The 23,860-nt window shown below is 70.5% G+C and carries 20 protein-coding genes and 3 pseudogenes; 11 read left to right on the top strand and 12 right to left on the bottom strand.

Features of this window, described 5'->3' with window-relative positions:
- Positions 1-305: 305 nt before the first annotated feature.
- Together OG395_RS07745 and OG395_RS07740 are read left to right on the top strand one after the other, a co-directional pair.
- Positions 306-1,139, top strand: coding sequence for a sulfurtransferase (locus tag OG395_RS07745; RefSeq protein WP_327242220.1), 834 nt, complete (start codon positions 306-308; stop codon positions 1,137-1,139).
- Positions 1,140-1,182: 43 nt separating this feature from the next.
- The gene (locus tag OG395_RS07740) at positions 1,183-2,829 is read left to right on the top strand and encodes a DUF1416 domain-containing protein (protein ID WP_327242219.1); all 1,647 of its coding nucleotides are present in this window, start codon (positions 1,183-1,185) and stop codon (positions 2,827-2,829) included.
- A 283-nt stretch (positions 2,830-3,112) separates the two neighbouring features.
- Here the strand turns inward: OG395_RS07740 and OG395_RS07735 are convergent, their stop codons facing one another.
- The 7 genes and pseudogenes from OG395_RS07735 to OG395_RS07705 all read right to left on the bottom strand — a co-directional run bounded on the left by OG395_RS07735 (position 3,113) and on the right by OG395_RS07705 (position 8,218).
- Positions 3,113-4,228: a sensor histidine kinase gene (locus OG395_RS07735; RefSeq protein WP_327242218.1), complete on the bottom strand. Its 1,116-nt coding sequence runs from the start codon at positions 4,226-4,228 to the stop codon at positions 3,113-3,115.
- A gap of 31 nt (positions 4,229-4,259) precedes the next feature.
- The gene (locus OG395_RS07730) at positions 4,260-4,964 is read right to left on the bottom strand and encodes a response regulator transcription factor (RefSeq protein ID WP_327242217.1); all 705 of its coding nucleotides are present in this window, start codon (positions 4,962-4,964) and stop codon (positions 4,260-4,262) included.
- On the bottom strand, positions 4,936-5,811 hold the full coding sequence (locus tag OG395_RS07725) for a glycosyltransferase (RefSeq protein ID WP_327242216.1): 876 nt from the start codon (positions 5,809-5,811) through the stop codon (positions 4,936-4,938). The genes OG395_RS07730 and OG395_RS07725 overlap by 29 nt, the downstream gene beginning before the upstream one ends.
- A gap of 22 nt (positions 5,812-5,833) precedes the next feature.
- Positions 5,834-6,187: pseudogene (locus OG395_RS07720) on the bottom strand (glycosyltransferase); the annotation flags it as partial.
- 9 nt (positions 6,188-6,196) lie between these two features.
- Positions 6,197-7,075, bottom strand: a complete 879-nt coding sequence (locus OG395_RS07715) for a hypothetical protein (protein WP_327242215.1) — start codon at positions 7,073-7,075, stop codon at positions 6,197-6,199.
- A complete protein-coding gene (locus OG395_RS07710; protein WP_327242214.1) occupies positions 7,072-7,728 on the bottom strand; it encodes a DUF998 domain-containing protein in 657 nt (218 codons plus the stop codon). Before OG395_RS07710 ends, OG395_RS07715 begins: the two co-directional genes overlap by 4 nt.
- A 145-nt stretch (positions 7,729-7,873) precedes the next feature.
- The gene (locus OG395_RS07705; protein WP_327249762.1) at positions 7,874-8,218 is read right to left on the bottom strand and encodes a hypothetical protein; all 345 of its coding nucleotides are present in this window, start codon (positions 8,216-8,218) and stop codon (positions 7,874-7,876) included.
- A gap of 53 nt (positions 8,219-8,271) precedes the next feature.
- On the opposite strand from OG395_RS07705, the pseudogene OG395_RS07700 reads away from it, so the two are divergent.
- Positions 8,272-9,106 (top strand): annotated as a pseudogene (locus OG395_RS07700) (HAMP domain-containing sensor histidine kinase); the annotation flags it as partial.
- Positions 9,107-9,215: 109 nt separating this feature from the next.
- Here OG395_RS07700 and OG395_RS07695 read toward each other — a convergent pair.
- Complete coding sequence (locus OG395_RS07695) at positions 9,216-10,160, bottom strand: lysylphosphatidylglycerol synthase transmembrane domain-containing protein (protein ID WP_327242213.1); 945 nt, start codon at positions 10,158-10,160, stop codon at positions 9,216-9,218.
- Positions 10,157-11,665: a hypothetical protein gene (locus tag OG395_RS07690; protein ID WP_442818525.1), complete on the bottom strand. Its 1,509-nt coding sequence runs from the start codon at positions 11,663-11,665 to the stop codon at positions 10,157-10,159. The genes OG395_RS07695 and OG395_RS07690 overlap by 4 nt, the downstream gene beginning before the upstream one ends.
- Before the next feature lie 93 nt (positions 11,666-11,758).
- Here OG395_RS07690 and OG395_RS07685 point away from each other — a divergent pair, with 93 nt between their 5' ends.
- The 4 genes from OG395_RS07685 to OG395_RS58175 all read left to right on the top strand — a co-directional run bounded on the left by OG395_RS07685 (position 11,759) and on the right by OG395_RS58175 (position 15,223).
- On the top strand, positions 11,759-12,205 hold the full coding sequence (locus OG395_RS07685; RefSeq protein ID WP_327242212.1) for a hypothetical protein: 447 nt from the start codon (positions 11,759-11,761) through the stop codon (positions 12,203-12,205).
- 103 nt (positions 12,206-12,308) lie between these two features.
- The gene (locus OG395_RS07680; protein ID WP_327242211.1) at positions 12,309-12,770 is read left to right on the top strand and encodes a BlaI/MecI/CopY family transcriptional regulator; all 462 of its coding nucleotides are present in this window, start codon (positions 12,309-12,311) and stop codon (positions 12,768-12,770) included.
- Positions 12,746-14,596: a phosphatidylglycerol lysyltransferase domain-containing protein gene (locus tag OG395_RS07675; protein ID WP_327242210.1), complete on the top strand. Its 1,851-nt coding sequence runs from the start codon at positions 12,746-12,748 to the stop codon at positions 14,594-14,596. Before OG395_RS07680 ends, OG395_RS07675 begins: the two co-directional genes overlap by 25 nt.
- Positions 14,597-15,064: 468 nt before the next feature.
- Positions 15,065-15,223 carry a hypothetical protein gene (locus OG395_RS58175; RefSeq protein ID WP_442818524.1) on the top strand — a complete coding sequence of 53 codons (159 nt, stop codon included), beginning with the start codon at positions 15,065-15,067 and terminating at the stop codon, positions 15,221-15,223.
- A 12-nt stretch (positions 15,224-15,235) separates the two neighbouring features.
- Here OG395_RS58175 and OG395_RS07665 read toward each other — a convergent pair.
- Positions 15,236-15,820, bottom strand: a pseudogene (locus OG395_RS07665) (transposase); the annotation flags it as partial.
- A gap of 388 nt (positions 15,821-16,208) precedes the next feature.
- Between OG395_RS07665 and OG395_RS07660 the strand changes: the two are divergent.
- The 3 genes from OG395_RS07660 to OG395_RS07650 all read left to right on the top strand — a co-directional run bounded on the left by OG395_RS07660 (position 16,209) and on the right by OG395_RS07650 (position 17,992).
- The gene (locus tag OG395_RS07660; protein ID WP_327242207.1) at positions 16,209-16,592 is read left to right on the top strand and encodes a BlaI/MecI/CopY family transcriptional regulator; all 384 of its coding nucleotides are present in this window, start codon (positions 16,209-16,211) and stop codon (positions 16,590-16,592) included.
- Positions 16,589-17,491, top strand: a complete 903-nt coding sequence (locus OG395_RS07655) for a M48 family metalloprotease (RefSeq protein WP_327242206.1) — start codon at positions 16,589-16,591, stop codon at positions 17,489-17,491. Before OG395_RS07660 ends, OG395_RS07655 begins: the two co-directional genes overlap by 4 nt.
- A 309-nt stretch (positions 17,492-17,800) precedes the next feature.
- The gene (locus OG395_RS07650; protein ID WP_327242205.1) at positions 17,801-17,992 is read left to right on the top strand and encodes a hypothetical protein; all 192 of its coding nucleotides are present in this window, start codon (positions 17,801-17,803) and stop codon (positions 17,990-17,992) included.
- Between the two features lie 240 nt (positions 17,993-18,232).
- Here OG395_RS07650 and OG395_RS07645 read toward each other — a convergent pair whose 3' ends face one another.
- The gene (locus OG395_RS07645; RefSeq protein ID WP_327242204.1) at positions 18,233-18,724 is read right to left on the bottom strand and encodes a GNAT family N-acetyltransferase; all 492 of its coding nucleotides are present in this window, start codon (positions 18,722-18,724) and stop codon (positions 18,233-18,235) included.
- Between the two features lie 51 nt (positions 18,725-18,775).
- On the opposite strand from OG395_RS07645, the gene OG395_RS07640 reads away from it, so the two are divergent.
- Positions 18,776-19,354: a TetR/AcrR family transcriptional regulator gene (locus OG395_RS07640; protein WP_327242203.1), complete on the top strand. Its 579-nt coding sequence runs from the start codon at positions 18,776-18,778 to the stop codon at positions 19,352-19,354.
- A gap of 471 nt (positions 19,355-19,825) precedes the next feature.
- On the opposite strand, the gene OG395_RS07635 is transcribed toward OG395_RS07640, so the two are convergent.
- A complete protein-coding gene (locus OG395_RS07635; protein WP_327242202.1) occupies positions 19,826-23,698 on the bottom strand; it encodes a S8 family serine peptidase in 3,873 nt (1,290 codons plus the stop codon).
- Between the last annotated feature and the right edge of the window lie 162 nt (positions 23,699-23,860).

The raw sequence follows: 23,860 nt of genomic DNA, 5'->3' as shown, positions 1-23,860 counted from the left end.
GTGTGCAACGAACCCGGCCAGTACGCCGCCGGCATGTACGCCGAGCTCGATGTGACCGGCCGGTAGAGGCCACCCCGCGGGTCCGCCCGCTACGGCGCACGCCAGATGCCTGAGCGGCACCCAGGGGCTTGGAGCGAGCCTCCAGCCATCGTCAGCACCGGCGACGTCATTCAGCGGCCCTGCGACCGGCGCGCTCCAGCTCTGGAGCGGGGTTCCTGCAGTTGCCAGGCGGATCCTGATGTTGACGCCTTCCGAGGCAGGGGTTGTGCTGGAAGAGGGGTACACCCCGAGTGAAAGGCATGCCCATGAGCCGTGACCAATCCCTGGTCGACGCCGACTGGGTGCAGCAGCACGTGGACGACGCGAGCATGGTGATCGCCGAGGTTGACGAGGATGTGAGCGCCTACGACACCGGTCACATCCCGGGCGCAGTGAAGCTGGACTGGAAGAACGATCTGCAGGATCCGGTCCGCCGCGATTTCGTGGATCAGAAGCGCTTTGAGGAGCTGATGTCGGAGCGCGGCATCATGCCCGACCACACCGTTGTCCTGTACGGCGGCAACAACAACTGGTTCGCCGCTTATGCCTACTGGTACTTCAAGGTCTACGGGCACGAGCGCGTGCGCCTGCTCGACGGCGGTCGCAAAATCTGGGAACTGCAGTCGCGGCCGCTCACCGACGAGGTGCCGCAGCGACCGAGGACCGGCTACACCGCCAAGGAGCCGGACTACTCGATCCGGGCTTTCCGTGACGAGGTGCTGGCCTCGATCGGGCAGCAGAACCAGAACCTGATCGACGTCCGCTCCCCCCAGGAGTTCTCAGGTGAGCTGCTGGCCCCCGCCCATTTGCCGCAGGAGCAGGCGCAGCGCGGTGGTCACATCCCCGGTGCCAGAAACGTCCCCTGGTCCAAGGCGGCCAACGACGACGGCACCTTCAAGACAAACGAGGAACTCCGGGCACTCTACCTCGACGCAGGCGTCGACTTCGACCGCGACACCATCGCCTACTGCCGGATCGGCGAGCGCAGCGCCCACACGTGGTTCGTTTTCCACGAACTGCTCGACCACCCCAACGTGAAGAACTACGACGGCTCGTGGACCGAGTACGGCTCGATGGTCGGCGTTCCAATCGAGAAGTGACCCCGCCGGAAGCATAGGTGGGGCTGCACGAGACGGATCAGAGATGACTGCGACACCTGTGGATCCCAAACCCACCACCCGAACCGTCGTGACCGGCCGCGTCCAGGTCGCCGACGGGCCGGCCGCGGGCGTCTGGGTCCGGCTGCTCGATCCGGCAGGGGAGTTCGTCGGTGAGGTAGTCACCTCCGCGTTCGGGGAATTCCGCTTCTACGTGCCCCCGGGGCACTGGGTGTTGCGGGCGCTCTCGCCGCGTGGTGTCACGGAGATGCCGGTCGAGGCGGAGCCGGGCCGGGCCACCCAGGCCGAGCTGCGGCTCTCCGAGCGGCTGCCCGATAGCGTGGAGATCATCCAGATCTCCACGCTCAGCCTCGGGAACCGCAGCTACCTGATCACAGACGGGTCGGTCGCGGTCGCAGTGGACCCGCAACGTGACCTGGAGCGCGTCACCAGTGTGCTCGAGGACCGCGGCCTGCGGCTCGACACGGTCGTGGAGACCCACCTGCACAACGACTATGTGACAGGCGGTCTGGAGCTCGCCCGCCGCTGCCAGGCGGCGTACGCGGTGCCAGCCGGGCCGCCCCTTGGCTTCGACGCCGTCCGGGTCGGCGACGGCGACCAACTGACGGCCGGGAAGCTGCGGATCCAGGTGATCGCCACACCCGGGCACACCGACCACCACCTCGCCTACGCCTTCGCACCCGCCGACGCGGCGCCTCGGCTGGTATGCACTGGCGGCTCCCTGCTGTACGGCACCACGGGCCGTACGGACCTCATGGGTGCAGACCTGGCCGAGCCGCTCGCCCACCAGCAGTACCGATCAGTGCGCCACCTGGCCGAGGTACTAGCCGAAGACACCGTCATCCTGCCGACCCACGGCTTCGGCAGCTTCTGCGCCGCGACGACCGTCGGCGCGGTCCAACGCTCCACCATCGGCCGCGAACGGGCCGTGAACCCTGTCTTCAGCCAAACCGAAGACGCCTTCGTGACCGGGACACTGACGGGTTTGGAGCCCTGCCCCGCGTACTACCGCCGGATGGCGCCGATCAACGCCGCCGGGCCGCCGCCCCGCGCCTCGCTCCCCGGGCCAAGGCTTGCGGATCCGGCCGAACTGGCCGACCGGATCACAGCGGGCGAGTGGGTGGTCGACGTGCGTCTGCGAGCCGACTACGCGCCGGTCCATCTGCCAGGCACGGTCAACTTCGACGCCTCCGGATCCCTTGCCACCTACCTTGGCTGGCTGGTTCCGTTCGACGCTCCCGTCACCCTGCTGGCCGCCGACCACAACGAGTTGCAGTCAGCCCGCATCGAGCTGCTGCGGATCGGCTTCGACCATCTTGCGGCTGCCGCCGTCGGAAACCCGCTTGAATGGGTCGGCCCACAAGAGCTGGCCTCCTACCCGCGATCCGACTTCGCCACCCTCGCCACTGTCCGGCCCGGGCGACAGGTGGAGGTCCTGGACGTCCGCAGTGACCGCGAGTGGCGCTCCGGCCACCTGCCCGGCGCCCGCCACATCCCGCTGCCCGAACTGCCCAACGCCATCGTGTCCCTGCCAGAGGCCGAGTACTGGGTGCATTGCCGCAGCGGCTTCCGGGCCGCGATCGCCGCCTCGCTGCTCGCCGCCGTCGGACACCAGGTCGTCCTCATTGACGACACCGTCGAGCACGCGCGCCCCGTGGTGCAGGAGGGTTAGCGCACAGAGGTTCGAGACCGAGTCCGGCTGGGGTCGGCAGGCCACTCCGTTGGGCAGCGCCCCATCGGCTCTCCGGGGGCATCGATGCCGCGGCGGCATGGGGTGGAGGCGTGCCACGTGGCCGCGGCGCAGGGGCCGAGGAAGGCATCATCCCGGGCGCGTCGACCTCAACCACGGTGACGCTGCGACCCGGCCGCTCCGAACTGGTGTGCAACGAACCCGGCCGGTGGCGTCCACGCCCTGCGCGTGCGCCGAGCCCACGACCCGGCCCCGGCGCTCGGACCTACGCCGACTGCGTCTGCCGCAGCGGCAGGCGCACCGTGAAGGTGGCGCCTTTGCCCAGGCCGGGGGAGGCGACGTTGATGTCACCGCCGTGGGCTCGGGCGATGCCGCGGGCGATGGTCAGGCCGATGCCGCTGCCGCCCGCGGGGGCTGGTCGTCCGGGGTGCTCGACGCGTTCGAAGCGGGCGAAGATTCGGGCCAGGTCGTGGTCGGTGATGCCGATTCCGGTGTCCTCGACGCGGATCTCGACGTGGGGCGTCGGGTCGGGGTTGGTGTGCACGGTGACCGATACCCGGCCTCCGGGGTCGCAGGCGACCAGGGCGTTGCCGAGGAGGTTGACCAGCACCTGGGTGATACGGCCCGGATCGAGCAGGGTGGTGACGTGCGGGCCGGGGGTCACGTGGAGCGCGACCTGACTGTCGTCGAACTGGGGGCGCAGCCGCTCGGCGGTGGCCTGGGCCAGCGCGGTCACGTCGGTGGGCGCGGGGTGCAGGGTGAAGGCGCTCTCTTCGACCAGGGAGAGGCTGGAGAGGTCGTCGGCGAGTCGCCGCAGCCGGGCGAGGTCGTCCGTCAGGGAGGCGAACATGGCGTCGTCGGGGGCGAAGATGCCGTCAGCGATGCCCTCGATCTGGCCGCTGAGGATGGTGATGGGGGTGCGCATCTCGTGGGCGATCTCGGAGACCAGGCGGGCACGGCGCCGTTCGGTGTCGGCGAGTGCGGCCGCCAGCCGGTTGACGTCCTCGACGAGCGCGGCGAGTCCCGGCTCGCGGGGTACGTCGAGGACGTCGCCGTAGTGTCCGTCGGCGAGGCGGTGGGTTGCGGCGCGGACCCGGCGCAGGGGCCGTAGCAGGAAGCGGGAGAAGACGAGGGACAGGACGAGCGCCGCGGTCGCGCCGACGGTCAGCGCGGACCCGACCAGCGGGTCGAAGTCCACGTGCCCGGGGCGCCCGACGAGTCCGCGGCGGTCGAAGACGTCGAAGGTGTCGGCGGCGACGCTCATCGCCATGAGCGCCACGACCAGGACCGCCACGTGGGAGAGCGCCAGGCGGATGGTCAGCGGCAGGGGCGGCAGCCGCCGTACCAGCCGGTCTACGCGGGCCGGGAAGCGCAGCGTCACGTCGTCAGAGTCCTTTCCGCGACCGAGGCGGTCACGCGGCGGGGCGGGCGAGGAAGCGGTAGCCGATGGCGCGGACCGTGCCCACGAAGCGGGGCGCGCTCGCGTCGTCGCCCAGCGCGCGCCGCAAGGTGCGGATGTGGACGTCCACCACGCGTTCGTCGCCGAAGAAGTCGCGGCCCCATACGTGCTCGATCAGCCCGCGGCGGGTGAACACCCGGCCGGGAGTGCCGGCCAGGGCCACCAGCAGGTCGAAGTCGAGCGCGGAGAGCTCCACCGTACGATCGGTGCCGGCGGTGACCGTACGGGTGTCCGGGTCGATGACCAGTCCGTCGAAGCGCAGCGTCCGGTCCTCGGTGGCGTCGGGCGGGCCGTCCGCGCGCCGCAGGATGGCCCGTACCCGCAGGGCGAGCTCGCGCGGGCTGAACGGCTTGGTGACATAGTCGTCGCTGCCCGCGGTGAAGCCGATGACCCGGTCCACCTCCTCAGCCCGGGCGGTGAGCAGGATCACCGGTACCTTGCTGGTCGCGCGGATCCGGCGCAGTACCGCGAACCCGTCGAGGCCGGGCATCATCACGTCGAGCACGACCAGATCGGGCTGCCCGGTGACGACCGCGGACAGGCCCGACGGGCCGTCCTGCGCCTCCACGACCTCGAAGCCGTCCGCCTCCAGATAGCCGCGCACCGTCATCCGGATCTTGGGCTCGTCGTCAACGATCAGAATGCGCTGCGTACTCATGCTGTTCTCTGTTCTCACGGGCCTTGGGGAGGCGCTGGGCGACCGTCGACCGCAGGTGTCCGGCCGCTTCCCGATAGAGGTCTTCGAAGGTGTCCAGGGTGCGTCCGATGTCGTGGTGGGCGACGATCTCGCGGCTGGCCTCGCCCATGCGGATACGGGCTTCAGTGTCACCCAAGACCGAACCGAGGGCCGAGGCCAGGGCCGGGACGTCGCCAGGCGGAAAGAGCAGTCCGTTGCGTCCGGGGTGCACCAGATGGGGCAGGGCCATGGCATCGGCGGCGACGACGGGCTTCCCGGCGGCCATGGCTTCCATGGTGACCAGGCTCTGCAGCTCGGCGGTGCCGGGCATGCAGAACACGTCGCAGCGGACGTAGGCGTCCAGGACGGCCTGGTCGCTGACCAGGCCGTGGAAGGTGACGCGGTCGGCGATGCCGAGTTCGCGGGCGAGTGCCTCCAGGTCGCGGCGGCAGGATCCGTCGCCCACGATCTCCGCGGTGACCCGGAGTTCTGCGGGCAGGAGCGGCAGGGCGCGCAGGAGCTCGTGCACGTTCTTCTCCGTGTCGAGCCGGCCCACGAACAGCACGCGCAGTCCCTCGTCCTCTCTCTTCACCGTGGCCTGGGTGAAGCGGTGCAGGTCGAGGCCGCACGACACAGCGCGGGCGGTGCTGCCCAGGCCGTGCTGGTGCAGCAGCTGTACGGCGCGGGGGGTGGGGGCGGTGACGATCTGGGCGCGACGGAAGACCCGCACGAAGTCGCTCCAGGCCAGTCGGCAGGCGGTGTCGGCGATCCGGTCGGGGATGCGGGTGTAGCCGATGAGGTTCTCCGGCATGAAGTGGTTGGTCGCCACCACCGATATGGACTTGCGGCGGGCGGCGGGCGGCGGCGGCCAGCGTCCGGCCCACCGCGAAGTGGGACTGGACGTGGACCACGTCGGGTGCGACCCGGTCCAGCAGCCGGGTGACCGAGCCGCGGATCTGCCAGGGCAGGCTGATGCGGAAGGCGGGGTGGAACGGGGTGCGGTGGGAGGCGAGCCGGTGCACGGTCACCCCGTCGACCGTGGCGCGCTCGGGACCGGCGCCGGCAGAGGGACAGATCACGTGGACGTCGTGGCCTCGGCCGGCGAGCCCGATGGCCAGGCGGTGGGCGAAGTTCGCGGCGCCATTGACGTCGGGCGGATAGGTGTCCGCGCCGATGACGATCCGCTGCCGGGGGCTGCCGGGCATGTGGTGCTCCTATCGGGCAAAAGGGAGGGGAAGGGACGGAAGGGGGGAGGAATCAGGGGAAGGGGACGAGACGGTGGGGACATCACGCGAGAGACGGACGACTCCGCCGACCGCGAGGGCGGCACAGGCCAGACCCGCACCGGCGGTCAGCGGGGTCAGGTCGGGGGCCTCGCCGAGCAGGCCGACGCCGATGGCGACGGCGACCATCGGGTCCACGAGGGTGAGCGAGGCCACGGTGATCTCGGGCGGGCCCGAGGCATGGGCGTGCTGCACGAGCCAGAAGCCCGCGAGGACCGTCACGGCGAGACCGGCGAGCGTGCCGAGCAGGCCCGCGGTCACACCCTGCGCGGCGTACTGCTCCGTCGCGGCCCGCGTCAGCAGCGAGGTGTAGCCGTACGCCGCGCCGCCGCCCATGCCCAGAACCAGGCACCGGCTGCGGCCATTGAACAGACGGCCGGACAGCAGGCAGACGGCCACCACGGCGCAGACCCCCGCACCCGCCTGGATCTGCGCCGCCGTGGTGACCGGGACGGACACGGTGACCAGCGCGGCGAGTACCGCGAACGAGCCTGCCCCGACGAGGATCGCCGCCAACGCCCACCCAGTGCCGCGCCGCAGCCGGGCGCCCCGTGTCCTGAGCCCCCAGAGCACGCTCGCCACGATCCCGAGCACCCCGGCCGGCTGGACCACGGTCAGCGGGGCCAGCCGCAGCGCGTTGACGTGCAGGACCGCGCCCGCGGCGAAGAGCACCAGCCCGGCCAGCCAGCGGGGCCGCCGGACCACGGTCGTCAAGGACGCCGGGCTCGCGGAGGCGGAGTGCTGCAGCCGGGCTCCGGCCGCGAAGCAGCACGAGTCCAGGACCGCCAGGACGCCGGCGATCCAGGTCACTTCCGGCCCCGCTTCGCCCGCACCGCACTGGCCAGCACGAACAGCAGGCCCGTCTCCAGCCCGAGCGTCACCCGCTCGGCGAGTCCAAGCCGGCCGGCGATGGACCGTGCCGCGGGGGTGGCCGGGGCCGTGGCACACAGGTGCGCGCACAGGAAGCCGAAGCCGCCCGCCGTACTCGCCCAGGAGGTCCGGCGCAGGGACCGTGCCGTCGCCTCCCAACCGGGCAGCTCCCCGAGCTGCCGGGCGATCAGCAATCCGGCGGCCGGGAGCGCCGCCACGGCGCCGCCCGCGGCGTACCGGTGCACCAGCCCGCGTGTGGAGGGGGCGCTGCCGTTCGGGTCGGTGGGGAAGACGGCGGTGAGGGCCATCCCGCCGCACCACGCCCCCAGCAGGGCGGTCTCCGCGGCTTTGAGTGGCAGCCCGGACCGGACGAGTCCGGCGAGCAGCGCCGTCGATCCCGCCGCGAGGCAGGCCACGGTTCCGGTGAAGACCCACCCCGCGCCGTCGCTCAGCGCGTAGTCGCTCACCGTGTGCCGGACCGCATCCACCTGCTTCGCCCAGCCGACGTGCAGGGTGGCGGCGCCGAGCAGCGACCCGGCCAGCCCGGCATGCGCCGCGACGGCGAGTTTGCGTGTGAGGTGAGGCTCGTCCATGCCCCGTAGGCAACCGGAGCATCGTGTGGCACCTACGAGTCCGTCCGTGAAGCTTTCATGAAGCGGCACGGCAACACGAGTCTGCGGGGGAGCCGTTCAGGCAACGGAGGTCGGAAGCGGCGGCTGGTCCGCCTCGTCCGGGTCATCAGGGGCGTGCCCTGCGGATGCTGGAGAGGTGAGGTGTATGGCGTAGACGGTCGCTTCGGTATCGGCGTGCGCGACGGTGCACGGCCGGTCGAGGTCGGTGATCGCCCGGCCGTGCGGCGTCGTCACCGTGGGCCGCGTACAGCCGGAGCACCTGGCAGCCTATGTCCTCGGCGGCCTCGGCCAGGGCGTGCAGCAGAGCGGTGACCAGGCCGCGGTCCTTCCATGCATCGGCGGCCAGCAGCACGGCGTCGGTGCCCAGGCCGTCCCAGGTCAGCGAGCCCCAGCCCATCGGGCGTGCGTCCGTGGCCTCGGCGCGCAGACTGTGCCCGATGCGCGGGTGCAACAGTCCGGGCAGGTCCTTCGTGGGCCGGGAAGCCGCTCATCTCCCGGTGCGGCGCCGTCATCGTGGCGGCCGGCCTGCTCGGCTGGTGGCTGGCGCGTCGGATCCGGGCGTCTGGTCCGGTTGACCGGCGTGGCGGGGTACGTGGCGAGGACCGGCCGTCTGGAGACGACGGTTCCCGTCGCGGGGCAGGACGAGGTCGGCCGGCTGGGACGGGCGTTCGACGGGATGCTGGGGCGGCCTGTGGCGTCCGAAGAGCTGCAGCGGCGGCTCGTCCAAGACGCTGGGCACGAACTGCGTACGCCACTGACGTCGCTAACGGCGAACGTGGCGCTCCTGAACCGCGTCGACGAACTGCCCCGGCAGCTGAAGGCCGACCTGATCGCTGACATGAAGGGTGAGACCCGTGAACTGGTCGATCTGGCCGACGAACTGGAGGACCTGGCGGCCGGGGACCGGGACACCGAGGAGCCCGCCGAAGTCGCGCTGTGTACGGCAGCAGAGAAGGCGGCCGACCTCGCTCGTCGGCGTACCCGGACGGAAGATCCTCGTCGAGGCCGACGACACCGTTGTACGGGCCCGCCCTGCCGCGGTGCAGCGCGCCGTGTCCAACCTCTCGGAGAATGCGGTGAAGTTCGACCAGGAGGGAAAAGCCCTCATCGAGATGGTGGTGGCGGGTCTCCAGGTGGAGGTGCGCGACCGCGTGTCGGGCATCGCCGACGCCGACCTGCCCCGCGTCTTCGACCGCTTCTACCGCGCCGACAGCGCCCGCAGCCTGGCCGGCTCCGGCCTCGGCCTGACCATCGTGCGCGCCGTCGCCGTCACCCATGGCGGCACCGCCTTCGCTCGCAACCGGCCCGGCGGCGGGCCGTCATCGGCTTCGCCCTCGGACCCTCTGCCGGCGCCGAGCACTCCCGTACGCCGGCCGATGCTCACCACTCCGCGTCCCTGTGCTCGTGTCTGGCGTGTCCTCCCCGTGCAACCCTCGGCCGAGGCCGGGTCACAGCACCTTGCGGCGTACCAGGAGAGCCAGCACCAGCAGACCCGGGACCAACGGCAGCCAGACCGTCAGCAGCCGGTAGCCGAGGACGACCGTCGCGGCTGCGCCGCCCGGGATCCCGGCCGTGACCAGAGCCAGGACGAGCGCGGCATCCAGGGAACCGATACCGCCGGGGGTGGGCAGCAGCACGGCGGCACTGCTCGCCGCCAGGTACGCCAGGGCGACCCGGGCAGCGGGCAGCGGTATATCGAGGGCCTGGGTGACGGCGTACACGACGAGGGCGTGCGATGCGGCGAAGGCGAGCGAGCCGCCCCACAACGCCGCCGCTCGCGCCGGGAGTTCGTGCACCGCCCTCACCTGCGCGAGCGCCGTCTGGAGCCGGTCGCGGATCCGGGTGCGCAGCAGACGGGAGAGGAGTGCGATGGTCGCCGCGGCGGACACGAGGAGCATGGCGGGGATGCCTGCGGGAAGGTGCGGCAGGTGGAGGATGCCGGGGCAGGCCACGCTGAGCCCGGTGATCAGGGCGGCGCGGGAGGTGGCGCTCGCGGTGGCCTTCAGGGCGAGGGCGGTCGCCGTGTCGGTGGGGGTGAGTCCGCAGCGGGTCAAAAAGCGCCAGTTGACCGCGCCCGCGCCGACTCCGGCGGGCAGGACGTGGTTGGCGGCGGACGCGGCGAACTGGGCTGCCACCAGCCGTCCGGCAGGCAGTGGTTCGGTGACCGTGCCCTGCTGGACGAGGGCCGCGCAGCCCCACGTCAATGCGGCGGCGGTGGCCGCTACGAGCAGCCAGCCGCGGTCGGCGGCGGCCAACTCCTGCGTCCCGGTGTCGATGACCGTCCAGTGCCGGGCCGCGAGCACGGCCGCGACGAGCAGGACGAGCAGCGTGGCCGCGGTGTGCCAGGAGGCCTGCCTTCCCGAGATGACGGGAGCGTCGGACGGTGTGGTCATCGGCGTCCGCTCTCCGGTGCGGCGGCAGCGACATAGGCGAAAGTGCCGTTGTCCATCCGATACGGATGCCGGCTGCGGGCGTAGGACGGGGGACGTCCCGTACGGGTCGTCAGCACCGCCACCGGCTCCCGCTGGGCCGTCCGGGTGATGGCCGCCTTGGTGGTGTTGGCGTTGGGGCCGCTGGTCGCGACGGATGAGCACCCGGCGTAGAAGGCGATCGGGACCGCCGCGTGCCCGGTGAGTAGGCACGGCGGGCGTATGCCGAGGCGGTGCAGTTCGCCGGTGACGCGGGCCCAGTCCTGGTGGGCGGCGGTGGTGCGCTCCACGGTGTGCTGGAACACCGCGTTCTGCACCGCCAGATGCCCGGTGAGCCTCACCGCCACAAGGGTTACAGCCAGGGGGCGCCACCTCCGTCTCGGGGCGGTGACCAACCACCCGAGCGCGTCGGCGACCGGGATGGCCAACAGCGCGTAGGCCGGCAGCAGGAGGCGGGGAGCGGCGTACCCGACCAGGAACAGGTACGGGAGCGCCGCCGTCACCGCGCAGGCCAGGGGCAGCAGCGTGGCCGCCGTGCGCCGGGCCTTCATCGCCACCACCAGCCCGACGACCGCGAACACCGGCAGGGCGAACCACCAGGCGAGCAGTGGCTCGGCCCGCATGGTCCCGGTACCCGGGCGGCACAGAGTACGTCCGGCCAGGCTGCGCAGCTGGTCGTCGACGGCGTTGTTGAAGCCCAGGCCTCCCTGGATCCGGGAGCCCTTGGTCAGCCGGGCGCCCAGCCCGCCGTAACTGAGGTGCGCCTCGATCACCCACTCGCCCGCCTCGGCCACCAGCCCCGCCACCAGAGCGAACAGCAGCCGCCAGTAGCGCCACCGGCGCACGACAACCAACGCCACGAGCAGCGGCAGACTCATCCATACGGCGTCCGCGGGCCGCATCCACGCCATCAGTGCCGCACTCGCTGCCAGCCCACACACCGCACCGTGCCGGGTGCGGTCGGACTGGGCGCGCAGGAAGCAGCCGACGCCCGCGAGCGCGCCGGTCGCGACCCAGTAGGTGGGCATCGCCTGCGGACCGTAGAACACGGTCACCCACAGGCTCGCGAACAGGGCACCCGCCAACGCCGGCACCCGTACCGGAGACAGCGCCCGCCAAGCGCGGAGGGCAAGGAACAGTGCGAGGCCGGACAGCAGCGACAGATAGACCCGCAGCAGCGGCGTGGACGACGTCCACGAGGCGATCGGGGCGACCAGCAGGGAGACCCCGCGGGCACGTGGCGCGCTGAAGAACGCGGCCGGTGCGTGGGAGCTGACCTGGCTGACGTAAACCGACTCGTCCCAGCCCAGCCCCATCCCGGGCCGCACCATGACCAATTGCGCCAAGGTGAACGCGCCCGCCACCGCCGCCAGCCACCACTCGCCGCTCCGGTCCCACCACGTGCCCGTGATCAGCGGCGGCTCACGACGGGCGGCACGGTTGAACGTCGTGTTCAGGGTCTTGATCATCACTCGCCCCTCGCGCCCTACAAGATGTAGGGTTTCCAGTACCCTACAGACTGTAGGACCAGGGGCGAATGCCGACGAACGCTAAGGACGAACATGGCCAAACTGACGCGCAGTCCGCAGGAGTGCAGCGCGGAGGTCGACGAGGTCTGGCCACGCGACGGACAGATCCTGCTGCGCCTGTCCCTGGTCGGAGCGACGGCCGAGAAGGCTGTCCTCGTCCTCAAGGCCCGCGACGGAAGCCGCGCCGAGATGCGCCTGCCGGCCGACGAATACGGCGGCCGGTTCCAGGTGCGGATCCCGCTGGAAACCCTGGCCATCGCCTGCACCGCCCGGGAATGGATCTGGGACCTGTACCTCGACTGTCGCGACGCGGACACGGGCGAGGAGCCGCTGCGGGTGGGCAGGCATTGGGATGACATCCCCGGCACGCACAAGTCCTTCGTCTATCCGGCGCAGCGCTCCGCCGGGGTGCGGGTGGAGCCGTACTTCACCGTCAAGGACAACCTGTCGATCGTCTGCACGCGGGAGCAGGCCGGGTGAGCACCCGTTTCCTGCTGCTGAACGTAAACCCGGTCGGCGGCACCGCGCGCACGGTCGTCGACGAGGAGCGCCTGTGCGCCGACCCGGTGAGGGTGGGACGACCGTGACCGCGGGCCGCGGCGAGCGGCAGGGCGCTCGTGAGCTGGAGAGCGAGGTTCTCGCTGCCCTGTGGGCCACCGGCCGGGCGCTGACCGCGGCCGAGATCCAGGCCGAGACCGGCGACGATCTCGCACGCGACACCCTGCGCGTCATCCTCCAGCACCTTGGCGAGCAGGACCTCGTCCGGCCCGCCCCTGACACCGACCGAGCCTACGAACCCGTGCGGAATGCCGCCGAGATGACCGCCGAGGTCATGCGCCAGGTCCTCGACCGAAAACACGCCCCGGGCCGTGGGGCTCCGTCTCCGGACGCGCCCGCACCCCAGCTCGTGCCCCGTCCTCGCCGACGCCCCTGGGGCATTCGTGCCGCACGCAACACACCTGCCCGCCAGTCCCCGTCCCCGCCGGTACCCCCGGCCTCTTGTCAAGGTGATCCCTCACGGTGCCCGCACCCCAGCCAGTCCTGATCCCCAAGGACCCATCCCCGCTCCCGCACCACACCCCCGCACAGGCCGGACGGCCGCATACCTTCCCACGGCTCCGGCCACGGGCAGCCGCGGCCACGGTCTGGTACCTGCGGCTGCTCGCCCTGCTCAACATTGCGGCGGTGGTCTCGCTGCCGTTCCGTGAAGAGGTCCACGAGCACAACGCGGGCGAGTTCTTCACCCCATACCTGGCCACCGCCGGGCTGGTCTCGGCTGCGCTGGCCCTGTTCCTCGCCGTGGTGATGCGGCGCCGCAAACGAGCCGCGTGGATCTTCAACATGCTGCTCGCGGGCCCATTGTTCGCGCTCTACATCCTCGCGCTGACTCAAGACCCGTACCGCCAGCATGCGTTCAACTGGCTCTCCGCCCTGCTCACCGGCCTGTTCGTGGCCACGCTGCTGCTCGGCCGCACGGAGTTCCAGGCCGTCGGGGACCGCTCCAACCCGAAGCTGGCCATGGCCGTGGGAGTCGTCGGCATCCTGGTCAGCGGCACCATCGGCACCCTCCTCGTCGGCGCCACCAACCGGCTGCCCGGAGGCTCCCTGTGCGACCGCATCGCCTACACCCTGCTGCGCGGCATCAGCATCGGCCCGTTCGCCGACCGCGTCGAGGCCGTGCACGCGCCCCGCTGGGTGGACGTCACGATCAACATTCTGATCGCCGCGACCTTCCTCCTCGTCCTGTACGCCTGCTTCCGCGCCCCGAGGGGCCGCGATCTGCTCGGCGAAGTGGACGAAAAACGCCTGCGCGAACTGCTGGCGAAGCACGGCGAGCGCGACTCCCTCGGCTACTTCGCGCTGCGCCGCGACAAGGCCGTCATCTGCTCTCCCAGCGGCAAGGCCGCCGTCACCTACCGTGTGATCGGCGGTGTGACCCTGGCCTCCGGCGACCCGATCGGCGACCCAGAGGCATGGCCCGGCGCCATCGAGGCGTGGCTGGACGAGGCGCGTCGGCACGCCTGGACGCCGGCCGTGATGGGCGCGAGCGAGGAGGCCGGAACGATCTACGCCCGGCACGGCCTGGACGCCCTGGAGCTGGGCGACGAGGCCATCGTGGACCTGGCGGACTTCACCCTCGAAGGGCGCGCCATGCGGGGCGTACGGCAGGCGCACAACCGTGTGCGCCGCGCCGGGTACACCGTGCGCATCCGCCGCCACGGAGACATCCCGGACAGCGACATGACCACCCTGATCGACAAGGCCGACCACTGGCGGGACGGTGCGACCGAACGCGGCTTCTCCATGGCGCTGGGACGGCTCGGCGACCCGGACGACGGCCGCTGCGTGATGCTGGAGTGCCGCGACAGCCAGGGGGAGCCCCGGGCCCTGCTGAGCTTCGTGCCCTGGGGCGAGCACGGGCTGTCGCTGGACCTGATGCGCCGCGACCGCGCCTGCGAGAACGGCCTGATGGAGTTCATGGTCGTCGAACTCCTCCTGCACGCGGCCGAGTTCGGGGTACGGCGGGTCTCATTGAACTTCGCCATGTTCCGGGCCGTCTTCGAACGCGGCGCCCGCCTGGGGGCGGGCCCCGTCCTGAGGGGGTGGCGCTCGGTGCTCACCTTGTTCTCCCGCTGGTGGCAGATCGAGTCCCTCTACCGCGCCAACGCCAAGTACCGCCCCGTGTGGGAGCCCCGCTTCCTGCTGTTCGAGAAGACCAGCGACCTCCCGCGTATCGGCATCGCTAGCGCCCGTGCCGAGGGCTTCCTCACCCCACCGAGCCTGCCTGCCCTCTTCCGCCGCCGACGTACCGCGCACATCGCAGACCAGCCCAACTGCCCGACAGAAACAGCAACTTCCGTGAGAACCTGACTGAGTGCCCGGGCAGCAGCACGGCCCCGGTTCGTCATCATTGGCGTGCGCCGTGGGCTGGTCCTGCCTACCGCCTCACTTGACGCATGGTGCGAAGCTGCGTACCAGATCGCATGGCTGGGGGTGCCCCTATGTGTTTGATCAAGCGGTGTGGCTCACAATGCAGGCGTGGATGACACGGGTGGGGACTCGGTATCGGTGTGGCGGGTGGGTGGGACGGCTCGCGCGGCGGGCTATGGGATCCCGGCTGTCGCAGGGGTGCAGGCGCTCATCGGTTGGGCTGGGTGGGTTTCTTCTCCGGGGGCGGAGACGGCACGGTTGGCCGGGCTGTGGTCAGGGCTGGCCGTCGGCGTTGCGTTCTTCTTTTGGTGGGCGATTCTCAGAGTCCGGCTTGAGGTGGGCCCTGACGGGATCGTGGCGGTCAATCCCTGGGGGACCCATCGCCTGGGGCTGAACGAGGTGGCTTCGGTGAGGCTTGGTGCGTGGGGTGCGGAGTTCCACCACGGAGACGGCTTCAAGACCACGGCCTATGCTCTGAGCGAGCTGGCTGCGGGAACCTCGCAGGACCGGCGCTTCGCGGAGCTGCTGGCTGCCCTGGAAGCACTTCCTCGCCGCGGTGACGCCTGACGGAGACGCCGGTCAGGGACTGGCCGGGCGCGGTTCGTAGAAAGTGCCGTCGCGGAGCATCGCGAACAGGACGCCGGCTTGTCGTCCGGCGAGGCAGAGCAGGGCCTGGGTGTGGTGCTTGCCCTGGGCGATCTTCTTGTCGTAGTACGCCCGGGATGCCGGGTCGGACAGGGCTGTGAACGCGGAGAGGGAGAAGGCCCGTTTGCGCTGCTCGTTCCCTCTCCGGGAGAGCTGTTCGCCACGGATCGAGGAGCCCGAACTGCGGGTAGCCGGGGCGAGGCCTGCGTATTCGGCGAGATGGCCGACGGTCGGGAAGGCGCTGCCGTCGCCGACCTCGATGAGGATCCTGGCTCCGGTCCTGACGCCGACTCCCGGCATCGAGGTCAGGAGCTTCGTAAGAGAGTGGGCCTCCAGCAGTTCCTCGATCCGCCCGGCCAGCAGCTTGCGCTGGTCGAGGACGGCCTGGAGTTTCGCGAAGAGCTCGCGGAGCTTGGGTTCGGTGTTGGGCAGGCGCTTGTCATACGCCTTCTTCCCGGCCGGTGTGACGGCGGTGGCGTGGTGTTCACCCATGCCGACATCCAGTCCGAGGAAGACGTCGATGTCGCTGATGTCGATCACGTGCAGGCCCCTCCACTCACGCTTTCGTCCGGCCTGCCACGGCACCGAGCTGCCACATCCACGTTACGGAGAGCTGTTCCGGCTCGGGTGAAGCCGGTGCTCAAGCCCCTCATCAGCGGTCCGTCGATGCCTCCGGGCCCGGTGACACCACCCCCCGGATCATCAACAACAAGGGGGGAAGTCATGCCGGACCCGAAGGCCGGAGGCCCCATTTCTACGCGGCGCTGGGCGCCACGGCTTTGTGGAGTCTGATTCTGATCAGCGAAGTATCCGCACACGGGTCAAGAGATGCCGTGACGGGAGAGACCGTGACGATGGTGCTCCCGCACCGCCTGCCTGAAAACCCTACGCGCTGTAAGGTGACCGAATGACAGGTACATCTCCCCACGGCAGAGCGGACCGGCGCAGTGCGGGTGAACTGGAGAGCGAAGTCCTCGCCGCCCTGTGGGCGACGGAACAGGCGCTGACCCCGGCCGAGATCCAGGCCGAGATCGGTGGCGGTCTCGCGTACAACACCGTGCACACCATCCTCAGGCGCCTGTACGACAAGGGGCTTGTGCTCCGTGACGTGGCCGGACGCCGGGGCGCGTACCGGCCGGCGAAGAACGCCGCCGAGCTCACCGCCGAGGCCATGCATCAGGCCCTCGACCGCGGCCCCGACCCGATCGCCGCGCTCCAGCAGTTCGTTACCGGGCTGAGCCCGGAAGAAGAACGCGCCCTGCGCGACCTGCTCGGCGGGAGCGGCCCGTGAGGATCGACGTCTATATCCCGCTCGTCCTGTCCTTGCTCCTGACCACGGTGGCCCCGCAGGTGGGCCTGCGGGTGGCACCCGCCCTGGCCACCCGCGTCCTGACCGTGGCCGCCGTCCTCACCGCCGCCGCCACCACCTGGGCCCTGATCCTGCTGGCCGCCACCCTCATCAACGAGGCCCCGCCGGTGGCAGCCGAGGCCCGCGAGGACGGACGGCGCCTGCCCGAACCGGTCCCCGAGATCATCGCGCTGGCCGCGGTACTGGCCCTCGGCCTCATCGCCCACCGCATCTACCGGGCCCTGCGCACCGAGTACGCCACCCGCCGCACCCTGCACCGCCTGTGCGAGGGCCACCCGGAGGACACCGAACTTATCGTCGCTGCCTCCCCGGTCCCGCAAGCCTTCGCCATCCCCGCCACCTCAAGCGCGCCCGGTCGGATTCTGGTCACCGCCGCCATGCTGGGCGCCCTGCAGCCCGCCGAACGCCGCGTCCTGCTCGCCCATGAACGGGCCCACCTCACTCACCGTCACGCCCTGTACGCGTACGCCGTCGCTCTCGCCTCCGCGGCCAACCCTCTGCTCAACCCGCTGCGCTCGACTGTCACCTACCTCGTGGAACGGTGGGCCGACGAACAGGCCGCCGAAGCGGTCGGGGATCGGAGCATCACCGCCCTGGCTCTGGCCAAGGCAGCCCTCGTCGCCCAACGGCCGCGGCCCGCCTGCGCCCTGAGCTTCTCCGACCGCGCCGTCACCCGCCGCATCGCCGCTCTTCAGAGCACCCCGCCCCCGTATCTGTGGTCCATCGCTGCGCCCGTCCTTGCGCTCGGTGTTCTCCCCGCTCTCGGTGCCGTGGACGCCACCCGCGACCTGCTTGACCTGCTTGAGCACGTTCTGGTCTGACAGGTGGGGAGGGTGCCGCCGCCTCCACGCGGAAGAGGTCTCCCCTGCCCACTTCGGCGGTGTTGCTATGTCGATCGTCTACGACCGGACCAAGACCGTGGTCCGTCGGCACTTCGAGCGGCGGTGGGAAGTCGGCTGCGCCGACGAGCGATCCCGAACTTGTGGTGCGCCGCGCGGTGGACTCCATGAGGCTGGTGGGCCCGAAGGCGGCCAGCTCGAAGGCGGGCGGGTGGTACGTGGTCGGGATGCCGATGTGGATGTGGGTGGCCCCGTCCGCGAGGCACGTCGGCTCGAGCCCCGCCACAGCTGATGAACACGGCACGGCACACCGGCCACGTTGCCTACAGCAACCGGCTGGGGAACGACCAGTGCCGCACTCTGGCCTCCGACCGGGCACCGGGCCTGCTGCCGCCGACCACAACACCGGCCCCGAAGCTGCAACACGACTGGTGCCACACGGTGCTGCGCATGGTCGATCTCGGCGTCTGCAGGTGCGTCTGACAGGAGGAGCCTGGCGAGTCAAGGCGTACCAAATTGGCCCCTTGAACGTGTTGTTGGCATCGCCGTTCGCGACCGGTTCACGGAGGCGAAGCCGGCAGGCACCTGCAGAGACGCGGAGTTCGACCCGGCCGAAGCCGGTCGCCCTCACTTGCACTCCACGCTCGACCAGCGCCAGAAGGTGCGGAAGGCTGTCGGCCCAGCGTTGTCGGGGCGGCCATGGTGCCGGCCCCGGCGGTTCCGCTAGAGGCGGCGCTGCCAGGTCTGGCCGACGAGGTCGTGCCCGAAGCTGTGATGGGGCTCTTCGGCGATGAGCTCGAAGCCCTGCTTCTGGTAGATGCGCCGGGCCGAGCCGAGCACATCGTTGGTCCACAGGGTGATCGACTCGTACCCGGCCTCCCGCGCGAACCGCAGGCACTCCTCGACCAGGCGGGCACCCAGGCCCAGCCCGCGCGCCGCGGGATCGACGAGCAGCAGGCGCAGCTTCGCGGTCCGGTCGTCTGCGCGGACGCAGAAGACGCATCCGGCCCGCACTCCGTCGACCTCGGCGATCCATGCCGCCTGCGGTCCGGGGTCCTTCTGCTCGGCGTAGTCGGCGACGATCCGGGCGACGAGCGCCTCGAAGCTGGTGTCCCAGCCGAACTCGCGGTCGTAGAGCGCGCCGTGCGCCATCACCACCCAGCCCAGGTCCCCGGGCCGGTCCAGCGGCCGGATGACCACCTGACGCTTCTCCACGATGTCCACACTCCCGCAACACTGAAACGACTGTTTCAGTAGACTAGCCCGGTGACCCGATCCGAAACAAACCCCTCCCCGCGGCGGCAGGAGCTGCTGGAAGCCGCATACGCCTACGCTCTGCGCAGCGGCCTCACCGAACTGTCCCTGCGCCCGCTCGCCGAGGAGATCCAGTCCAGCCCGCGTGTGCTGCTCTACCTGTTCGGCAGCAAGGACGGCCTGATCCGCGCCCTGCTCGCGCGGGCCAGAGCCGACGAGCTGGCCGTCATCAAGGAGATCGCCGGCTCGCAGGATGGGCCCCAGGGGCTGCAACCGGTCGCCCGTGAACTGTGGCGGTGGCTGTCCGACGCCGCTCACCGCGGCCTGCTGACACTGTGGGTCGAAAGCTACGCCCGCTCCCTCATTGACCCGGACGGGCCGTGGGCCGGCTTCGCCCGCGATACGGTCGGCGACTGGCTGGCGCTGCTCTCCGCCGGGCAGCCCGCCGAATTCCGCGATACCGAGGCCGGGCTCGCGCAGCGCACCCTCGTTCTCGCAGCCCTGCGGGGAGCGCTGTTGGACCTGCTCGCCACTGGCGATACCGCGCGTACCACCGCGGCGGTGCACCTTCAGTTGACTCAGCCGGGGTGACACGGGCCGGCACTCAGCAGACCTTCGGGTCGGCGAGGATCGCACTCGGAGCCCCCCGAGATGAGCGCCGCACCTGGTGGGACGGGCCGACTACGACACTCGGTCACACGTCCACTTGTGGTCGCCCAGTTGGCACCTGAGTGGCTGAGTTGGCACCACCGAGCATTGGAGTCGGCAGAGTGATGCCCAGGGTGGCGATCCGCTGCAGGGTGGCGGGGAGTTGTCCTGGCGCAGTTGCCTAGGCGAGGGGGACCGCGGGTCACGCCAGGGTGACGTGCGTCCCGCCATCGGCCAGGGCGTTGAGGGCTTCCAAGAACGTCGGCACGGCATTCGCGCCGGCGCCCGGCGGGCGCCGCCGGGCAGGTGGTCCGGCAGGCGGCAGAGGGCGCGCCGGACATGGAATGGGGCCGCCGCCTCCGCGTGATGCGGAGGACAGCGGCCCCGGTCTCCTGTGGCGCGGTCGGCCAGTTCTTACTTGAGGGCGTAGGCGCGGGTGATGGTCTGGACGGTGCGGTTGCCGGCGGTGTCCCTGACCTCGGTCTTCAGGGTCACGAAGCCGTTGGTGTCAGCGAGCTTGGGGTGCTTGACCACCACCTGGAAGGAGCTGTCGCTCTTGCGCTCGACGTGGGTGGGCTGCCAGGTGGCGCCGTCGTCGTAGGAGACCGAGACGTTGGCGCCGGCCATCGTGGTGGAGCCCGTCCAGCCCTTGTAGCGCCCGCCGTTGACGGTGAAGACGAACGCCTGGCCGGCCGGCGCCTGGTTGAGCACGTTCAGCGGCACGTCGTAGCCGATCGAGATCGTCGGCATGGACTCGCAGACCGTCGGCTTGGGAGAGTACTTGTCGCAGTCCTTGACGGCCATCGTGGTCGGCGCGACCGAGGTGAAGTTCCACTCGGTATGGACCTTGCCGCCCAGAGTGACGCCTGGGTAGTTCTGGTCCCGCTTGGTGTCCAGGACGAACTGGTAGTCAGCCTGCTCCGGCACCATCAGGTTGCTGATATCGGTGATCGGCTGGCCGTTGCGGTAGAAGCTCCACCTGTTGCTCGCGCCGACCAGGATGTGCGTGGGGTCGCTGTCGCCGAGGTAGACGGGCGAGGTGTGCATCCAGACGTCGCTGCGGCAGAAGCTGCAGTACCCGGACTCGTACGACGACAGATTCACCGGCGCGGCGAACCAGTGCTGCTTGTACCTCTGGCCGGGCGTGGGGTAGGTGAGGCGGGGTGTCTGCATGAACGTGGAGGGCTGGGCGACGCTGGGGTACACGCTCGGCTGGTAGACCAGATCGGGGCTCGCCAGCACGTAGTTGTCCCTGCTGCCGCCCATGTTGAGGCGCTGGATCTGACGGACCGATTGCGGCTGGCCGGGCGACCACGCCGGCAGGACCTCGTAGCCCATGTGCCGGGTCTGGTCGGAGTGGTAGGTGTCCGTGATCTTGGCGAAGTCGCCGGCATCCGCGGTCTTGGCCAGACTGGCGGGGATGCTGCCGTTGGAGGTGAACTGTGCCGAGTAGGTGTAGCCGGATTCCAGGACGCCGTTCAGCGTGATGTCGACGCTGCCCTTGGTGAGCAGAGAGAGCAGCTTCTGGCCGCTGTCGTAGCCGGTCTGGGCGACCGGGATGGTCAGGTCGCCGGCGATTCCGCTGCCGCGCGGGCCCGGGGTGGACGGCGCCACGATCACCGCCACAGCCCCCGCGGCCGCGGCAAGGCGGACCTGAGCGTTGACGGTCCTGGTGTCGTACGCGGTGATGAGGACCGTCTTGCCCGCGGCGTCGAGGGAAGCGAAGTCCTGCGCGGTGCCGGCGCCGGCGTCGACCAGCTCCACGTCCTTGGCCCCCTCGAACCGCTGGGCGAGCAGCGGGGACTTGAGGGGGATGTCGATGGACTCGGGGCTGGTCACCGACATCTGGACCAGCGGCTCGCGCCGGGTGAGGAACGTGTCCACAGCCAGGGTTCCGGTGGTGGCCGCCTCACTGGGGATGGCGCCGAACTTCTCCTCGGTCCCGTTGCGCAGGCCGGCGAGGGCGAACATGCCGAGGTGGCCCCCGGCCCCGTCGTCACGACGGACGTCCACGGAGTACGAGGCGTCCTCCAGCGGACGCTGCTCGCCGGTGATCTTCATGGTGAGGTCGGTGGCGGTGGTGCCGTCGACGGCGAAGGTCTGGTCGCGGTCGGTGACGTTGATATTCGGCAGGGCGAAAAGATCCGCCGAGTACGGGTCCAGCGGGTTGCCGCCGGGGAACGCGGTGTAGAGGGTGCCCTCGAGCGAGTAGTGGCCGCCGGCCGGCACCGTGAAGGTGGCGCTGCCCGTGCGGGACGCAACAGAAGTCCGGAAGCTGTTGTCCAGGCCGTGCAGGGTCCCGCCGGCCAACAGGGGGATGTTGCCGAAGCGGTCCTTGAAGTTGACCGTGACCTTGTACTGCTGAGCGTCCTTCGCGACGCCGACCGGAGCGTGCACCGAATCGCCGTTGCCGGCGGTGGCGCTGATGTACCCGCTGTACTGGGACCCGAACGCGAGGAGGTTCGGGTCGAGGGTGACGGTGACCGCGGCGCTGCCGCCTGCCGGCACGGTGAGCTTGCCGCCGCTCAGGCCGGTACCCGAGAAGGTCAGGGCGCCGTCGGCGAGGGCTGCTCCGCTGCTGTCCTTGACCGTGGCGGCGAGGTCCGCGGTGGCATCGGCGGACCCGGAGTTACGGAAGGTGAGGGTGCGGGTCTGCTTGGCGTACGTGCTCTGCTGGTACTTGACGAGGCCGAAGTCGGCCCGTCCGGACAGCTCCAGCGTGGAGTCCAGCGCGGTGGGGATGTCGACCCGCCCGGATCCCTGCTGGTAGACGGTGCTGTCCGAAGCCTTGGAGTGGGCGGTGAGCGCGTCCTTGATGCGCTGACCGGTCCAGTCGGGGTGGCGCTCGGCCATGATCGCGGCGGCGCCGGCAACGTGCGGGGTGGCCATCGAGGTGCCGCTGACCGCGGTGTAGTACTGGTTCACCGGGGTGCCCATGGTGGTGCCGGCCGCGCGGGCGGCGACGATGTTCACACCCGGGGCGGTGATGTCCGGCTTGATGGCGTTGTCGCCGAGTCGCGGGCCGCGGCTGGAGAAGGACGCCAGCGCATCCGACTTGTCAACGGCGCCGACGGTCAGCGCGGAGTCGGCGATGCCGGGGCTGCCCAGGGTCGAGGTGCCGGGGCCGCTGTTGCCTGCAGCAATGACGAACAAAGTGTGGGAGGTAGTGCTGAGCCAGTCCACGGCGTCGGTCATCGCGTCTCCGCCCGGGGCGGTGACCTGAGCTCCCAAGCTCATGCTGACGACTTCGGCGCCCTGGGCGACCGCCCAGTCCATCCCGGCGAGGATGTCCGACTCGGATCCGGAGCCAGCGTTGCTGAGCACCTTGCCGATGAGCAGGTCGGCGCCGGGGGCCACGCCCTTGTACTTGCCCGCGGAGTTGGCGCCGTTGCCCGCGATGGTGTCAGCGACGTGGGTGCCGTGGCCGTGGCCGTCCTGGACCGACTCACCCGAGACGAAGCTCTGACTGGCGGTGATCCTTGGCGCGACGTCGGCGTTGGTCAGGTCGGCGCCGGTGTCCAGGACGGCGACCTTCACCCCCTTGCCGTCATAGCCCTCGGCCCACGCCTGCGGCGCCCCGATCTGCGGCACACTCTGGTCCAGCGTGACCTTCGCCTTGCCGTCGTACCAGACCTTAGCCACCCCGGCGCTCCCGGGCACCACAGCCGCGGCACCGCTCCTGGCCTTCCCGGCCTTCGCCACAGGCCTGACGGCTTGCCAGAACCCCTTCGCCTTGGCCTTGTCGACGTCCACCGCGGTCATCCCCAGCCTGGGCATGACCCTCTCGCGCTTGCTGCCCGGCAGGCCCTTGGCCTTCTTCTGCAAGGCAGCGGCGGAGGGGGTGCCCTGGAAGTCGACGATGGCTGGCACCTCGCCGGTCTTCGCGTCGCCGTAGCCGTCCTTGAGGGCCCGGGTGACGTTGAACAACTCGCGGTCGACCGTCCCCGCCGAGATCGCGGTCAACGCGTCCTCGGGATAGACGTACAGGTCTCCGCCCTGGCCCGTAGAGACCTGGAACTGCTTTGACGTGCCGGATTCGGAGACGATGTTCACCGCCTGCTTGCTGTCGGCCCCGGTCGTCACGGCGACCGTGTCCCCGGTGATCAAGGTCAACGTCGATGCGGTCGACGTCTTCTGCGTGGTGGACACCGTGGGGAGCGGGCCGGCGGCGCCCGGCGACGACGCCGCCACCGCTGCACCGGGCAGGCTCGTCAGCGACACTGCGAGGACCAGCGTCGCTCCGCCGACGGCGACCGATCGCGCTCGTCTCTCATGGAATATACGCATGGGATGTTCCCCTCACAGGCCGGAAATGGGCGCGCCAAGGATCCACCGCCGGATAAGCAGCGGACACGGAACGCCAGAGCGATGTAACGCTGCGCGAAGCCAACTAGTAGCGTGTCGCTGCTTAGTTATGGCATGTCTGGTTGGGAGGCTGTCGTCTGGTGG

Origin of the sequence: Streptomyces sp. NBC_01320, assembly GCF_035974375.1 — a bacterium.
GTDB lineage: Bacteria > Actinomycetota > Actinomycetes > Streptomycetales > Streptomycetaceae > Streptomyces > Streptomyces yanii.
The sequence above is the reverse complement of the archived record's forward strand: the minus strand, read 5'-3'. Positions and strand labels throughout refer to the sequence as shown.